Here is a 14,533-nt window from a genome sequence, read left to right as displayed (position 1 = left end):
CCTTAAAGCTCTTCCTTGAGAAGGGCCTCCTGGCGCCTTAGGTGCCAGGGCTTTTCCGCAAGGACGTCGTCGAACATCCACTCGGGAGGTACGGTGCCGGCCTCCTCGGCTTCCTTCAAGCCCCGCTCCAGCTCGGCGCGGATCTCCGCCTGCAGGTGCTCCTCCCACTCCAGGTTCCAGAGACCCCGCTCTTCCAGGAAGCGCTGGAAGCGGAGGATGGGGTCCCGTTTCCGCCAGGCCTCCACCTCCTCCTTGGGGCGGTAGCGGCTGTCGTCGTCCGCGGAGGAGTGGGGGCCGTAGCGGTAAACCCGAAGCTCCACCAGGCTCGGGCCCTCCCCCATGCGGGCCCTTTCCACCGCTTCCCGCACCACGTAGTAGGAGGCCAGGACGTCCATGCCGTCCACCAGGTAGCCGGGGATGCCGAAGGCGTGGGCCTTTTCGGCGAGGGTGGGGCTATGGGTCTGGCGGCGGTAGTCCACGCTGATGGCGTAGAAGTTGTTCTCGGCGATGAAGACCGCGGGGGCGCCTTGAACGGCGGCGAAGTTAATCCCTGCATACCAGTCCCCTTCACTCGTGGCCCCGTCCCCGAAGGTGCAGACCGCCACCTGGCCCGTGCCCTGGAGCTTCATGCTGATGGCCGCCCCGGCGGCGGGGGGCACGTGGGAGGCGATGGGGGAGGCCACGGTGAAGTAGTTGAGGGCCTTGGAGCCCGGGTGCTCGGGCATCTGGCGGCCCCTGTTGGGGTCGGCCAGGGTGGCCAGCATCTGGCTGAAAAGCTCCTTGGGGGGGATGCCCAGGGCCAGGGCCAGGCCGTGGTCGCGGTAGTAGGGGAAGACCCAGTCAAAGCCCCTCCGGATGGCGTGGGCGATGCCCACCTGGGCGGCCTCGTGCCCGGCCGAAGGGGCGATGAAGCTGGTCTTGCCGGTGCGGATGAGGATGGTGTAGCGCTCATCCAGCATCCGGGCCGCCAGCATGTCCCGGTAGAGGCGCTTAAGCTTCTCCTCGTCCAGATCCAGGGGAAAATCCCCCAGCCACTCTCCCTTTTCCCCGATGAGCCTTATGGGCTCCTGGGTAAAGGGGGGAAACCGGTGGGTGTCCTTGACCATAAACCCTCCTCTCTCGCGCTTGTGGCGCCTTTTGAGCCGGCCCTGGGTAAGGGCTTTGGGCTCTAGGGGGGTGGGGCTGGGTCCCACTTTCCCTTCACCCCTGAGTATACCCCGTGCCCTCCTTGGCCCTTGGGGCACCTTTGGCGGAGGGTATAGAATGGTCCCATATGAAGCCCGGCCTTTACCCTCTTCTGGGCCCACCCGCCTCCGGAAAGACCACCTGGGCCTTGGGATGGGCCCAGGAGGTCCTCTCCCGCCGGGGACGGGTCTACTGGGTGGGCCTGCCCCACCAGCGGGCTTACCTGTACCGCCTCCTGGGGGAGGGGAGGGCTTCCTTGGGCCTGGAGTTCCTCTCCTTTCAGGCCCTATACTACCGGGCCCTGGCCGAGGCGGGCCGCCTGGGGCCCCTCCTGCCGGGAGCGGGGCGGGTGGCCCTGGTGGGGGAGGCCCTACGGGAACTGGAGGGAGAGGTGGCCCCGGGGGAGGCCAGGCTCTTCGCCCGGGCCATCGCCGAGCTGAAGCGCTTTGGCCTCTCCCCTTTCGCCCTACCCAAGGAGGGGGAGGCGGGGCGGCTGAGGCGGGTCTACTTCCGGTATGAGCGCCTGAAAGGGGGCCACCTGGACTACGACGACTTCCGCCACCGGGCCCTAAAAGCCCCCTTGCGCCTCTTCCCCCAGCCGGACCTTTTGGTGGTGGACGGGTACCGGGAGCTGGGGCCTTTGGACCTCCGTTTCCTCCAGCGCCTGGCCCGGGAGGTGCCGGTCCTCCTCACCCTGGAGCTTCTGCCGGACGGCCTGGAGCCCTGGCAGGAGCTTGCCCCAAGGCCCGTGCGGAAGGTGGTCTGGGCCCTCCCCAACCCCGTGGAGGAGGCCCGCCACCTCCTAAGGGCCCTGAAGCGGGCCCTGGCCCCCAGGGCCCTGGGGGGGGAGAGCCTGGACCCCTTTGCGGTGCTGGTGGTGGCCCCAGAGGACCGCATCCCCGGGCTTCTCCTCCTGGGGGACGAGTACGGCCTACCCCTTCACGACGGCCGGGAGGGGGTCCTGGCGGATACGGAGGAAGGGGAGAGGGTCCTGGCCCTTTTGAACCCTTTCCCCACCGGGCGGGACCTGCTGGCCCTGGGGTTTGCCGACCTGGGGCGGAGGGCCTTGCGCCTGGGCCTCGCGGGGGAGGAGGCCTTGGGCCTTCTGGCGGAGAGGGAGGGCCTTCTGCACGAGTGGCAGGCCTTCCTGGCCCTGCGCGCCCCGGGGCCCGACCCCCTGGCCTGGGGGGAGGCGGTCCTGGAGCGGCTCGGGGTGGCGGCCAAGGAGCCCTTCCTCTCCCGGCTGCGCCTGGCCCTGCGGGCGGACGCCGGGAACCCCCTGGCCTGGTGGCGGAGCCTCTTGCTGGACGAGGCGCTTCCCCCAGAGCCCGTCCGGGGGGTGGCCCTCCTCCCCCCCTTGCGGGCCACGGGGGTGCGGGCCAGGCGGGCCTACGTCCTGGACTGGGTGGCGGGGCGCTACACCTTGGGGGAAAGGGAGGACTACTTCCTCCTGGAGGAGCTCAGGGAGCGGGGGCTCCTCCGGGGGCTTCCCCGGCGCCTCCGGGGCCTGGACCCCCTCTTCCTGGAAGAACTCGCCACCCGGGGGGAGGAGGTCTTCCTCCTCTACCCGGAGGCGGGCCCCTCGGGGGCCTACGCGCCCCTGGAGCGGGGGGTGAGGCCAGAGCCCCTGCCTCCTGCGGGCCGCCTCGAGGCCCTGCCGGAGGAGCCCTTTGCCGCCCCCCTGCCCACCTCCAGCGCCCCCCCCGCCCACCTGGAGGTGCTGCGCCGCCACGGGGAGTGCCCCTTCCGGGCCTACCTGGAGCGCTTTCCCCTCCGCCCGGAGCGCGGGGCCTTGGGCTGGCACCTCTTCCCCGAGAGGATGGCTGAGCTTGCCCGGTACCCGGAGGTGGGCCCGTGGCTGGCCCTCCACCAGGAGCACCTAGAGGGCATGGTCTTTTGGGCCCGCTGGCCAGGGGGGCGCTTCGCCCTGCGCCTGGATGGGGTGCGCCGGGAGGAGGGGGGGCGGGTGGTTCACCTCTACCGGCTCCTCCCCTCAGGGGGGGAACCCGACCTGGACCCCCGGCGACGCTGGACGGAATGGTACGCGCTGGGAGCCCTTTTGCAGCGAAAGGAGGTGGAAGAGGTCCGCCTCTGGACCTGGGCTTTCCTGGGGAAGCCCCGGCCTTACCGCAAACACCCTTACCGTAAGGGGGAAAAGCCTCCCCAAGTGGAGGCGGTGCGCTTGCGGCTGGAAGAGGCGCTCCTTCGCTGGCGGGAAGGAGCGTTCCGCCCCAACCCCGGCTACCCCTGCTACGCCTGTCGCCTGGAGGACGTCTGCCGCAAGGAGGAGGCGTGAGGCTCTACGTGGCCTCCGCGGGCACGGGCAAGACCCACACCCTGGTACAGGAGCTCCTGGCCCTCTTGCACCGGGGGGTGCCCCTAAGGCGCGTGGCCGCGGTCACCTTCACCCGCAAGGCGGCGGAGGAGCTGAGGGGGCGCATCCAGGAGGAGGTGGCCCACCTCCCCTCCGCTCCCTGGGCGGAGGAGGCTCGGCGGGAGGCCCATGGGGCGGTCTTCACCACGGTCCACGGCTTCATGGCGGAGGCGCTCCGCCACACCGCCCCCCTCCTCTCCCTGGACCCGGACTTCGCCCTCCTGGACGAGCCCCTGGCCGAGGCCCTCTTCCTGGAGGAGGTGAGGAGCCTCCTCTACCTGCGGGGCCTGGACCCAGGCCTGGAGGGACCCCTCCTCGCCCTCCACCGGAAGCGCTCCCTGGCGGAGGCCCTCCGCCCCCTGCCGGAGGCGGAGGGGCTCGTGGCCCTCTATGAGGAGGCCCTTCGGGGCTACCGCCGCCGCACCCGGGAGGCCCTGGGGCCAGGGGACCTCGAGGCCCAAGCCCTCCGCCTCCTGGAACATCCGCAGGCCCTGGCCCGGGTGGTGGAGCGCTTTCCCCACCTCCTCATCGACGAGTTTCAGGACCTGAACCCCCTGCAGGGCCGCTTCTTCCGGGCCCTGGAGGGGGCGGGGGCGGAGGTGGTGGCCGTGGGGGACCCCAAGCAGTCCATCTACCTCTTCCGCAACGCCCGGGTGGAGGTCTTCCGCCAGGCCCTGGCGGAGGCGGCGGAGGTGCGCGCCCTGGCCCAAACCTGGCGGCACGCGCGCGCGGTGGCCCGTCTCCTCAACCGCTTCGCAGAGCGTTTCTTCCCCCAGGCCGAGCGGGTGCCCGTGGTCCCCGTGCGGGGGGAGGAGGGCCGGGTGGAGGTCCACTGGGTGGTGGGGGAGGGGCCCCTGGACCGGAAGCGGGAGAGGGAGGCGGCGCTTCTGGCGGGGCGCCTGCAGGCCCTTGCCGCCCAGGGCTACCCCTTCCGGGAGATGGCGGTCCTGGTGCGGAGCCGGGCGAGCCTTCCCTTCCTGGAGCGGGCCTTCCGGGCCCTGGGCGTGCCCTACGCCCTCCTGCGGGGGCGGAGCTTCTTCCGCCGCCCCGAGGTGCGGGACGTCTACCACGCCCTCCGCCTGGCCCTGCTGGAGGGTCCCCCGGGCCCCGAGGAGCGCCTCTCCCTCCTGGCCTTCCTGCGGGGGCCTTTTGTGGGCCTGGACCTGGGGCGGGTGGAGGAGGCCCTGCAGGCGGAAGACCCGGTGCCCCTGTTGCCCCCAGGGGTGCGCGGGCGGTTGGAGGGGCTCAAGGGGCTCGCCGCCTTCCGCCCCCTGGAGGCCCTGAAGGCCTTGGTCCGGGAGGAGGGGTTCCTCAGGCGGCTTTCCCGCAGGGCCCGGGCCAACCTGGACGCCCTCCTCCTCCTGGCCGCGGAGGAGCGCTTCCCCGACCTGGAGGCCCTTTTGGACTGGCTCCGGGTGGGGGCCGAGGACCCCGAGGCCTCCGAGCTCCCCGAAGGGGGCGAGGGGGTGGGGCTCCTCACCGTCCACGCGGCCAAGGGCCTGGAGTGGCCGGTGGTGGCGGTCTTCGACTTGGCCCGCCACGAAGGGGGGAGGCGGGAGCCCTTGCGGGTGGGCCCGGACGGGGAGGTGGCCCTGGAGGGGACGGAAGGGTACCAGACCCTGGGAAGCGCCCTGGACCGGGCCCAGGCGGAGGAGTCCCTGCGCCTCCTCTACGTGGCCCTTTCCCGGGCCCGGGATGTCCTTCTCCTCACGGGAAGCGCCTCCGGGCGGCCCGGGCCCTGGGCCGAGGCCCTCGCGAACCTGGGCCTAGGGCCTCAGGACCAGGACCCCCTGGTACGCCGCCACGCTATGGAACGAATCTCCCCTTTGCCCCCATCGCCTCCTTCAGCCGCGTCCCCACCCCCTGCCCCTTACGCGGAGCACCGCATCCTTCCCCAACGCTTTCCCCCGGTCTACTCCCCCAGCGCCTACCGCAAGGGGGAGGGGGAGCCCTTGGCCCTTTCCGAGGCCCTGGAGGCTGAGGCCCTGCCCGAGTACGCCCGGGCCCTGGGCACCCTGGTGCACTACGCCGTGGCCCGGAACCTGGACCCGGAGGACGAGGGGGCCATGGGGGCCCTCCTCCTCCAGGAGGTGGCCCTGACCCTTGCCGAGAGGGAGCGGCAGGCCCTCCTCGAGGAGGTCCGAAGCCTCCTGGGGAACTACCGGGCCCTGCTGGGGAAGGCCCTGCCCCCCCTGGAGGCCCGGGAGGAGGATTACCCTGAGCTGCCCCTGGTCCTCCCCCTCGGAGGCACTGTCTGGCAGGGGGTGCTGGACCGCCTCTACCGGGCGGGGGGGCGCTGGTACCTGGACGATTACAAGACCGACCGGGAGGTCCACCCCGAGCGCTACCGGCTCCAGCTGGCCCTCTACCTTGAGGCGGTCCGGCGGGCCTGGGGGGTGGAGGCCGAGGCCCGGCTCGTCTACCTGCGCCCGCAGAGGGTGTACCCCTTCACCCCCGAGGAGCTGCGGGAGGCCCTCGCGGAGCTGGAGGGGGCGAAACCCCCCGAGGCCTGAGCCTCGGGGGGTGGGGAAAGCCGCCTAGCGCTTGGAGTACTGGGGCGCGCGGCGGGCCTTGTGCTTGCCGTACTTCTTGCGCTCCACCACGCGGGCGTCCCGGGTGAGGAAGCCCAGGGGCTTGAGCCTAGCCCGGTAGTCGGGGTTGTAGCGCAGAAGCGCCCGGGCCACCCCCAGCCGGATGGCGTCCACCTGGCCGCTCTTGCCCCCCCCGCGCACGGTGATGTAGGCGTCGAAGCGCCCCAGGACGTCCACCGCCCTCAAGGGCTCCAGGGCCGCCACCGCCCGCACGATGCCCTGGAAGTAGTCCTGGAAGTCCTCGCCGTTCACGGTGACCTTGCCGCTTCCGGGCCGGAGGAAGACCCGGGCCACCGCCTCCTTGCGCCTCCCGGTGCCGTAGTACTGCTCCATCACTGGACCTCCAGCTTCACCGGCTTCTGGGCCTGGTGGGGGTGGGTGGGGCCGGCATAGACCTTGAGGCGCTTGAAGAGCCTCCGGCCCAAGGGCCCCTTGGGGAGCATGCCCTTCACCGCGTGCTCCAGCACCCTCTCGGGGTGGGTGGCGAGCATCTTCTCCGCCGTGACCTCCTTGAGGCCCCCCTGGTAGCCGCTGTAGCGGGTGTAGACCTTCTGCTTGAGCTTCTTGCCCGTGAGGCGGATCTTATCGGCGTTCACCACCACCACAAAGTCCCCCATGGGCACGTTGGGCGTCCAGTCGGGGCGGTGCTTGCCCCGGAGAAGGGTGGCGATCCTCGTGGCGAGCCTGCCTAGGGTCTTGCCCTCGGCGTCGATGAGAACCCAGCGGGGTTCGACCTCCTTGGGTACGTACGTCTTGGGAAGCATGACCAGGGCCCTCCGTATTCCCTCTGCCAAGCGCCCGTTCTTGCCGGGGGATCGGGGGACCCCGCAAGAACGCCAAAGAAAACTCTACCATAGACCCTACCCCTTGCGCCAGATGTGGTAGGCTAAAGCCCCGTGAACGGGGATTCCCAAGGCACCTCGAGGCCAAGGAAGTACGTGTTCGTGACCGGGGGGGTGGTGTCCAGCCTGGGGAAGGGCATCCTCACCTCTTCCCTGGGGGCCCTCTTGCGGGCCCGGGGCTACCGGGTCACGGCCATCAAGATCGACCCCTACGTGAACGTGGACGCGGGCACCATGCGCCCCTACGAGCACGGGGAGGTCTTCGTCACCGCCGATGGGGCGGAGACCGACCTGGACATCGGCCACTACGAGCGCTTTTTGGACCTGGACCTCTCCCGGGGCAACAACCTCACCACCGGCCAGGTCTACCTCTCGGTGATCCAGAAGGAGCGAAGGGGGGAGTACCTCTCCCAGACGGTGCAGGTGATCCCCCACATCACCGACGAGATCAAGGAGCGCATCCGCCAGGTGGCCGGGGAGCAGGAGGCGGAGGTGGCGGTGGTGGAGGTGGGGGGCACGGTGGGGGACATCGAGAGCCTGCCCTTCCTGGAGGCCATCCGCCAGTTCCGCTTCGACGAGGGGGAGGGGAACACCTTCTACATCCACCTCACCCTGGTCCCCTACCTGGAGACCAGCGAGGAGTTCAAGACCAAGCCCACCCAGCACTCCGTGGCCACGCTGCGCGGGGTGGGCATCCAACCCGATGCCGTGGTGCTCCGCTCGGTGAAGCCGGTGCCGGAAGAGGTGCGGAAGAAGGTGGCCCTCTTCACCAACGTGCGCCCGGGGAACGTCTTCTCTAGCCCCAACGTGGAGCACCTCTACGAGGTGCCCCTCCTCCTGGAGGAGCAGGGCCTGGGCCGGGCGGTGGAACGGGCCTTGGGCCTGGAGCCCGTCTTCCCTAACCTGGCCTTCTGGCAGGAGGCGGTGCGGGTCCTGAAGCGCCCCGAGCGCACGGTGCGGATCGCCATCGCCGGGAAGTACGTGAAGATGCCCGACGCCTACCTCTCCCTCCTGGAGGCCCTCAAGCACGCCGGGATCCGGAACCGGGCCCGGGTGGAGGTGAGGTGGGTGGACGCGGAAGGCCTGGAGGAGGGGGACCTGGACGCGGCCTTCCGGGACGTGGCCGGGATTCTCGTCCCCGGGGGCTTTGGCGTTCGGGGCATCGAGGGCAAGGTGCGGGCCGCCCAGTACGCCCGGGAGCGAAAGATCCCCTACCTGGGCATCTGCTTGGGCCTGCAGATCGCGGTGATCGAGTTCGCCCGCAACGTGGCCGGGCTCAAGGGGGCCAACTCCACGGAGTTCGACCCCTACACCCCCCACCCGGTCATCGACCTCATGCCGGAGCAATTGGAGGTGGAGGGCCTGGGGGGCACCATGCGCCTGGGGGACTGGCCCATGCGCATCCGGGAGGGCACCCTCCTCCACCGCCTCTACGGGAGGGAGGAGGCCTTGGAGCGCCACCGCCACCGCTACGAGGTGAACCCCCTCTACGTGGACGGGCTGGAGCGGGCGGGCCTCGTGGTCTCCGCCACCACCCCCGGCATGCGGGGCCGGGGGGCGGGGCTGGTGGAGGCCATCGAGCTCAAGGACCACCCCTTCTTCCTGGGCCTCCAGAGCCACCCCGAGTTCAAGAGCCGCCCCATGCGCCCCTCGCCCCCCTTCGCGGGCTTCGTGGAGGCGGCCCTGAGGTACACCGGGCTTTAGGGCAGGCTTTGGGCGAACTGCCGGGCCACCCGCCCGGAGAAGCCCCGTTGCAGGGCGAAGCGGAGGGCTGCGGCTTCCTCCTCCGGGGTCAGGCTCCGGCCCAGGTGGTGGGCCACCGCCTTCAGGAAAAGGGCCTTGTCGAAGGGGGGGAAGGTGAGCACCAGCCCGAAGCGCTCGGAGAGGGCCAGGGTGTCTTGGAGCTCGTCCCAGGCCCCGGGATCCGCCCCGGGCAGGGGGTTCTCCCCCAGGCGGCGCACCAGGTGGCGGCGGTTGGAGGTGGCGAGCAAGAGGACGTTTTCCGGGGGACCCTCGAGGCTTCCCTCCAGGAGGGCCTTGAGGTGGCGGAAAGCCTCGTCCTCCGGGTCCAGGGAGAGGTCGTCCAGGAAGAGGAAAAAGCGGTGGGGGAGGAGAGCGAGCCGTTCCAGGAGGCCCTCGAGGCGGGCTAGCTCCTTTGGCTCCACCTCCACCATGCGGGCCCCGGGGAGGTGGAGGAGGCCCTTGGCCGCGGTGCTCTTGCCCGTGCCCCGGGCCCCGTAAAGGAGGGTGTGCGGGGCGGGCTTGCCCGAGAGGAAGCGGCGGGCGTTTTCCCTCAGGGCCCTGAGCTGGGCCTCGTAGCCCACCAGCTCGTCTTCCCGGGGGAGGCGGGGATGGGGAAGAGGGCGCACTTCTTCTCCGGCGAAGCGGAAGGCCCGGTGGAGGGCGAAGGGGTAGGGACCGTGGGCCTTTAGGGTCGCCACCAGAGCCTCCGGGTCCCGGCTGAGGAGAGCCTTCAAGGCCCCCTCCTCCGCGGGGTGGGGGGGCCTTTCCCCCAGGGCCCCCAGGGGGAAGTCCTCCCTCCGGCGCGAAAGCTCCAGGTGGAGGGCCTCGAGGTCCAGCCGGATGAGATCCAGGATCCCTGGGGTAGGCCTGAGGGCCCGCCAGGCCCATGGGGCCCGAAGGAGGCTCTGGGCGAAGGCGTAGCCCCAGGGCTCCCCCTGGGGCAGGTCCATGGGGAGGAGGTCCAAGGGGTGCTTGGGGAGCTCCATGGGGCCCATCTTAAGGAGAACCCCCCGGGTCACCCCGGGGGTCTTTGGTGGGCCGCACAGGACTCGAACCTGTAACCCACCGATTAAGAGTCGGTTGCTCTACCGGTTGAGCTAGCGGCCCAAGCCACACCGTAGGCGGACACGGCGCTGGCCTTAACGCCAAAAGCCAGTGTAGCCCTCCCCCAAGGCCCTGTCAAGGCGGCTAAAACAGGTAAAGCACCGCCCGCCCTCCTTCCACCCAGACCCGGATGGGCCCCAGGGCCTGGTTCTCCAGGGTGAGCGTGGTGGCCTTGAGGGGGGTGGGGGGAAGGTTCCAGCGGGCTCCTTCCAGGGCTAAGGTGGCCTCGGGGAAGGGTAGGAGGCTGAAGGAACGCCCTTTTGCCAGGGGGAAGGCGTGGGGTCCAAGAAGAAGGGGGAAGGCCTGGGTAAGCCCGTCGGTGAGCTCCACCCTTACCCCCCGTTCCGCCAGGTGGAAGGCCAGCTCCAGGTGGGCCAGGGTGTGGTCCAGCCGCCCGCCCAGGGCCCCCAGGAGGAGCGCCTCCTCCGCCCCCAACTCCAAGGCCCGCCGCACCAGGGCCTCCCCATCGGTCTGGTCCTTCTCCCGGGGGAGGGTCTCCTTGGGGGCGGGGAGGGCCTCCCGGAGCCAGGGGGGGCTGGAGTCAAAGTCCCCAAGCCATAGCTCCAGGGGGAGCCCCAGGGCCAGGGCGTGCCGGGCCCCGGAGTCCGCCGCCAGGAGGCGGTAGCCCGAAAGCCTCTCCTTTAGGGCCTCCGTGGTCAGAAGGGGGCCGCCCAGGAGAAGGGCCAAGCGCTTCATCCTTCCAAGGGTACCGCCTGGGTGAGGTCCAGGTGGAGGCCCACCGGGGCCCCTTCGCCCGGGCCCTCTTGGACCTCGAGGTAAAGCCTTGCCCTCCCCGTCCGCACCCAAAGCCCCACCCGGGGCCCATAGAAAAGCCTTGCCTCCACCACCCCCTCCCCGGGCCCCCCCAAGCTTAAGGCCCAGGGGGGCAGGAGATGGGGTCTGGCGGGAAGCCCTAGGGCGTGGCTTTCTTCCGAGGAGAGCACGTTCTTGTGCCCCAGGAAGCGGGCAGTCCAGACGTCTTTGGGCTTGGCGTACACGTCTTCGGGGCGGCCTACCTGGACCAGCCTTCCCTCCCGGATGACCGCCACCCTGTGGGCCAGAAGGAAAGCCTCGCCCTGGTCGTGGGTGACCAGCAAGGTGGTCACCCGCTCTTCCCGAAGGGCCGTCCGCAGGAAAAGGAGGAGGTCTTCCCGCAGGCGAAGGTCCAAGGCTCCGAGGGGCTCGTCCAGGAGGAGGAGTCTGGGTTTGGGGGCCAGGGCTCGGGCCAGGGCCACCCTTTGCTGCTCCCCACCGGAGAGCTCTTGGGGGCGCTTGGCAGCATGCGGCAGGAGCTCCATCCGCTCTAAAAGTTCCCCTACCCGGGCTGCCCGCTTTTCCCTTGGCCAGCGGGCCTCTACCAGGCTGAAGGCGATGTTCTCCGCCACCGTGAGGTGGGGAAAGAGGGCGTAGTCTTGGAAGAGAAAGCCCACCCCGCGCCTTTCCGGGGGCAGGGAGGTTAAGTCCAGGCCTCCAAAGCGCACGTAGCCCCATTCGGGGGCAAGGAGCCCGGCGATGAGCTTGAGTACGGTACTCTTGCCACTTCCCGAGGGGCCCAAGAGGGCGAGCACTTCTCCCTCCGCGGCCTCTAAGGCGAGGACCAGCCGGAAACCGGGGAAGGCCTTGCTCAGTTCCAGCGCCAGCATCTTTACCATTAAAAGCCACTCCGGGGCCTTTGGCCCCGGAGTTTCCACCGCCCAAGGTCCTACCGCAGACCGATCCTCCGGCGTTCCTCCAGCACCTGCTGGGGGGTGCGGCGGCCCTTGTCCCGCACCGCCTTCACCTCGGCGGCGGTGAAGGGACGCCAGCCCTGGACCCGCTGGTGGTCGCCCCAGGCGGTGGCGATGTGGTTGAGGACGGCGGCGATCTGCTCGTCCGTCCACTGGTTGTAAGCGGGCATGACCCCGTTGTAGCGCACTCCTTGGACCTCTATCTGCCCCTGGAGCCCCCAGAGCAGCACCAGGATCAGAAACTCCCGCCCGTTTTCCTTGCCGAGGATCTCCGCCATGTGGCCCGCCAGAGGGGGGAAGGCTCCCCGCACCCCTTGGCCGTTGGCCTGGTGGCAGCCCGCGCACTGCTGGTAAAGCTGGGCCCCCTGCTGCTGCGCCAGGGCCAGGCCGCCGAGAAGGAGAAGGGTTACGAGCGCTCGCTTCATCTTTACCCTCCGGGGTATAGGGTAGCCCCTGCCTACTCCCCCGTCAAGGGTCTGGGCTTTAAGGAGCCTTTAGGTAGGCTGCTGGCCGGCTCAGGGGGTTGGGCAGCGGGGTAATAAGGATAGCCTCATGGGTATTTGGTGAGGAAGGGAACAAAGAGGGTGGCCTCAAGACTTGATTTCTCCCCCTCAGCTTGCTAAGGTACAAATGTCCTTGGGTGTACCCAGGTGGTGTAAAATATGTACGCATACCGGGTAACTTGGACGCTGGTTCTCCTGAGCACGGCCCTGGCGGGGGCGAACTTCTCCCGATGGTATCCCTACGTGGAAGCCTTGCACCTGGCCCAGGCTCACGGGCGCATGGTCATGGTCTACTTCCACAGCCCCCACTGCCCCTACTGCGAGCAGATGAACACCTTCGTCCTTTCGGACCCGGCGGTGACCCAGCTTCTGGAGGAGCGTTATGTGGTAGCTTCGGTGAGCACCGCCACCCGGGAGGGGCAGGACCTGGCCCGGCGGCTCCGGGCGCCGGGCGTTCCCACCTTTGTCTTCCTCGTCCCCCACCAGGGGACGTGGGAAGAGGTGGGCCGGCTTTTCGGCAGCCGGCCCCGGGCGCAGTTCCTGGAGGAGCTGCGCCGGATGTGCGCCAAGGGAGGTGTGTGTGAATAGGCGAGCGTTTTTGAGAAGCACCGGTGTGGCCCTTGGGGCCCTGGCCCTGGCGGGACTGCCCGTGCGGGCCCAGGCCCTGGAGGGCGAGGATCTGGCCAACCTGGAGAAGGCCCTGCAGGAGGCTTTGGGCAAGGGCTTCCGGGACCTCACCCCTTCGAACCTGGTGCGGCTCACCATGCCCTCCATCGCGGAGAGCGGGGCCAACGTGCCCGCGGAGGTGGAGGTCGAGCTCCCCTCGGCCCAGGTGAAGGCCATCCACCTCTTCGCCGACAAGAACCCCACCCCGCGCCTGGCCAGCTTCATGCCCATGAAGGCCCTGCCCGCCTACGCCACCCGGGTGCGGCTGGCGGAGACCAGCGCGGTGCGGGCGGTGGTGGAGACGGCGGACGGGAGGTTGCTTCTCGCCTCGGCCAGCACCCGCGTGACCGTGGGGGGCTGCGGCTAGGAAGGAGGTGAGCCATGGCCATTCGTGTGATCGTACGGCTTAACCCGGCTAGGCCCAAGGCGGGGGAGGAGTTCCGGCTCCAGGCGGTGGCCCAGCACCCCAACCACCCGGGCACCACCCGGGACGCCCAGGGCAACCTGATCCCCGCCAACTACATCAACCTGGTGGAGGTGCTCTTCGAGGGGGAGAAGGTGGCCGAGGCTCGTCCCGGCCCCTCCACCAGCGCCAACCCCCTCTACGGCTTCAAGTTCAGGGCGGAGAGGCCGGGGACCTTTACCGTGAGGCTTAGGGATCTCAGCGGGGATACGGGGGAAGGCACGACCAGGCTGGAGTTGGCCTAAAGGGAGGCGCCCGGTCCGCCGGGCGCCCTTATGGAGGTGGGTTATGCCATCCCGTGCCGCTTTTCCCTGGATGGTCCTGGCGGCGGCCCTCGCCCTGGTCGCCGCCTTGGCCCAGGAGTTCGCCGATCCCCGGGAAGAGGCCAGGAGGCAGAAACAGCTCCTCCTGGAGACCGCAGGCATCCTGCCCACGGAGCTCATCGTGGAGGAGGGCCGGGATCTCTTTTACCGCCGGGGGCCCAGCGGGAAGACCATGGAGGCCTGCGACTTCGGTTTGGGCCCAGGGGTGCTGGAGGGGGCCGCGGCCCGGCTTCCCCGCTACTTCCTGGACACCAACCGGGTGGAGGATCTGGACAGCCGCATCCTCACCTGCATGACCCGGGTCCAGGGTTTCCGGCCGGAGCAGGTACGGCGCTCCGAGGTGGTGGCCCTGGCCTTCTACATCGCCAGCTACTCCACGGGCAAGCCCATCCAGGTGCGCCTCCTCTTCCCCCAGGAGCGGGAGCTTTACGCCCTGGGCGAAAGGCTCTTCTACGCCCGCTCCGGCGCCCGGGACATGGGCTGCGCCACCTGCCACGTGACCTACGTGGGCCGCCGCGCCGGGGTCCTGCCCTATGCCGACGTCCTGGGGAAGGACAAGTCCTGGACCAACTGGCCCGCCTACCGCTACTCCAACGACCAGGCCTGGACCATGCAGGACCGCATCCGCGCCTGCTACACGGTGATCGGCCACCCGGGGCCGGAGCTGTACTCCCTGCCCATTTTGGCCTTGCAGCTTTTCATGGCCTACCACGCCAACGGGGTGGTGGTGGAGGAGTGGCCGGCCTTCGTGCGGTGAGGAGGAGGCGTGAAAAAGGTACCCTTTGCCCTTCTTTTGGCCCTGCCCGCCCTCTACCTGGCTCTTGCCGGGCTTTCCGCCCTGGCCCAGCGCTACCTGAACGAACGGGAGCTGGAGGCGGTGCGGACCGCGGGGCGGGCCTACTGGGAGGCCTTCGCCAACCAGCGGCCTGACCAGGCCCTCTGCTCCCTCCACAGAAACCGCCTGCCCCCGGAGGCCTTAGGGGAGTTTTTGGCGGAGCAGCGGGCCCTGATC

The 14,533-nt window shown here is 69.9% G+C and carries 14 protein-coding genes, 1 tRNA gene and 1 pseudogene; 8 read left to right on the top strand and 8 right to left on the bottom strand.

Translation table 11 applies throughout. The features are described from left to right. Positions 1-2 precede the first annotated feature (2 nt). The gene (locus ETP66_RS09865; RefSeq protein ID WP_130842466.1) at positions 3-1,106 is read right to left on the bottom strand and encodes a thiamine pyrophosphate-dependent dehydrogenase E1 component subunit alpha; all 1,104 of its coding nucleotides are present in this window, start codon (positions 1,104-1,106) and stop codon (positions 3-5) included. 167 nt (positions 1,107-1,273) lie between these two features. Here ETP66_RS09865 and ETP66_RS09860 point away from each other — a divergent pair, with 167 nt between their 5' ends. Then, a complete protein-coding gene (locus ETP66_RS09860; protein WP_130842465.1) occupies positions 1,274-3,481 on the top strand; it encodes a PD-(D/E)XK nuclease family protein in 2,208 nt (735 codons plus the stop codon). Continuing rightward, positions 3,478-6,072, top strand: a complete 2,595-nt coding sequence (locus tag ETP66_RS09855; RefSeq protein ID WP_130842464.1) for a UvrD-helicase domain-containing protein — start codon at positions 3,478-3,480, stop codon at positions 6,070-6,072. The genes ETP66_RS09860 and ETP66_RS09855 overlap by 4 nt, the downstream gene beginning before the upstream one ends. A 24-nt stretch (positions 6,073-6,096) precedes the next feature. Here ETP66_RS09855 and rpsI read toward each other — a convergent pair whose 3' ends face one another. Continuing rightward, complete coding sequence (rpsI, locus tag ETP66_RS09850; protein ID WP_130842463.1) at positions 6,097-6,483, bottom strand: 30S ribosomal protein S9; 387 nt, start codon at positions 6,481-6,483, stop codon at positions 6,097-6,099. Continuing rightward, complete coding sequence (gene rplM / locus ETP66_RS09845) at positions 6,483-6,914, bottom strand: 50S ribosomal protein L13 (RefSeq protein WP_130842462.1); 432 nt, start codon at positions 6,912-6,914, stop codon at positions 6,483-6,485. The genes rpsI and rplM overlap by 1 nt, the downstream gene beginning before the upstream one ends. 132 nt (positions 6,915-7,046) lie before the next feature. Between rplM and pyrG the strand changes: the two genes are divergently transcribed. Continuing rightward, complete coding sequence (pyrG, locus tag ETP66_RS09840; protein WP_130842461.1) at positions 7,047-8,696, top strand: CTP synthase; 1,650 nt, start codon at positions 7,047-7,049, stop codon at positions 8,694-8,696. Here pyrG and ETP66_RS09835 read toward each other — a convergent pair. From ETP66_RS09835 to ETP66_RS09815, 5 genes are all read right to left on the bottom strand, one after another. Next, entirely contained in the window at positions 8,693-9,721 is a 1,029-nt protein-coding gene (locus ETP66_RS09835) for a DUF815 domain-containing protein (protein ID WP_430731884.1), read from the bottom strand. The genes pyrG and ETP66_RS09835 overlap by 4 nt on opposite strands. Before the next feature lie 45 nt (positions 9,722-9,766). Then, positions 9,767-9,842: transfer RNA gene (locus ETP66_RS09830), tRNA-Lys, on the bottom strand. 81 nt (positions 9,843-9,923) lie between these two features. Further along, entirely contained in the window at positions 9,924-10,535 is a 612-nt protein-coding gene (locus ETP66_RS09825; RefSeq protein ID WP_130842459.1) for a thiamine diphosphokinase, read from the bottom strand. Beyond that, positions 10,532-11,482: an ABC transporter ATP-binding protein gene (locus tag ETP66_RS09820; protein WP_130842458.1), complete on the bottom strand. Its 951-nt coding sequence runs from the start codon at positions 11,480-11,482 to the stop codon at positions 10,532-10,534. Before ETP66_RS09820 ends, ETP66_RS09825 begins: the two co-directional genes overlap by 4 nt. A gap of 59 nt (positions 11,483-11,541) precedes the next feature. Continuing rightward, complete coding sequence (locus tag ETP66_RS09815; RefSeq protein ID WP_130842457.1) at positions 11,542-11,991, bottom strand: c-type cytochrome; 450 nt, start codon at positions 11,989-11,991, stop codon at positions 11,542-11,544. Between the two features lie 237 nt (positions 11,992-12,228). Between ETP66_RS09815 and ETP66_RS09810 the strand changes: the two genes are divergently transcribed. The 5 genes and pseudogenes from ETP66_RS09810 to ETP66_RS09790 form a co-directional block, all read left to right on the top strand. Then, positions 12,229-12,657: a thioredoxin fold domain-containing protein gene (locus ETP66_RS09810; RefSeq protein WP_130842456.1), complete on the top strand. Its 429-nt coding sequence runs from the start codon at positions 12,229-12,231 to the stop codon at positions 12,655-12,657. Beyond that, on the top strand, positions 12,650-13,102 hold the full coding sequence (soxY, locus tag ETP66_RS09805; protein WP_130842455.1) for a thiosulfate oxidation carrier protein SoxY: 453 nt from the start codon (positions 12,650-12,652) through the stop codon (positions 13,100-13,102). Before ETP66_RS09810 ends, soxY begins: the two co-directional genes overlap by 8 nt. A 14-nt stretch (positions 13,103-13,116) precedes the next feature. Then, the gene (soxZ, locus tag ETP66_RS09800; RefSeq protein ID WP_130842454.1) at positions 13,117-13,443 is read left to right on the top strand and encodes a thiosulfate oxidation carrier complex protein SoxZ; all 327 of its coding nucleotides are present in this window, start codon (positions 13,117-13,119) and stop codon (positions 13,441-13,443) included. Between the two features lie 70 nt (positions 13,444-13,513). Then, a complete protein-coding gene (gene soxA / locus ETP66_RS09795; protein ID WP_130842482.1) occupies positions 13,514-14,278 on the top strand; it encodes a sulfur oxidation c-type cytochrome SoxA in 765 nt (254 codons plus the stop codon). 9 nt (positions 14,279-14,287) lie between these two features. After that, positions 14,288-14,533, top strand: a pseudogene (locus ETP66_RS09790) (sulfur oxidation c-type cytochrome SoxX); the annotation flags it as partial.

The organism is Thermus thermamylovorans (assembly GCF_004307015.1).
Classification (GTDB): Bacteria; Deinococcota; Deinococci; order Deinococcales; family Thermaceae; genus Thermus; species Thermus thermamylovorans.
Note: the sequence above shows the minus strand (reverse complement) of the source record. Positions and strands in the feature narration are given on the sequence as shown.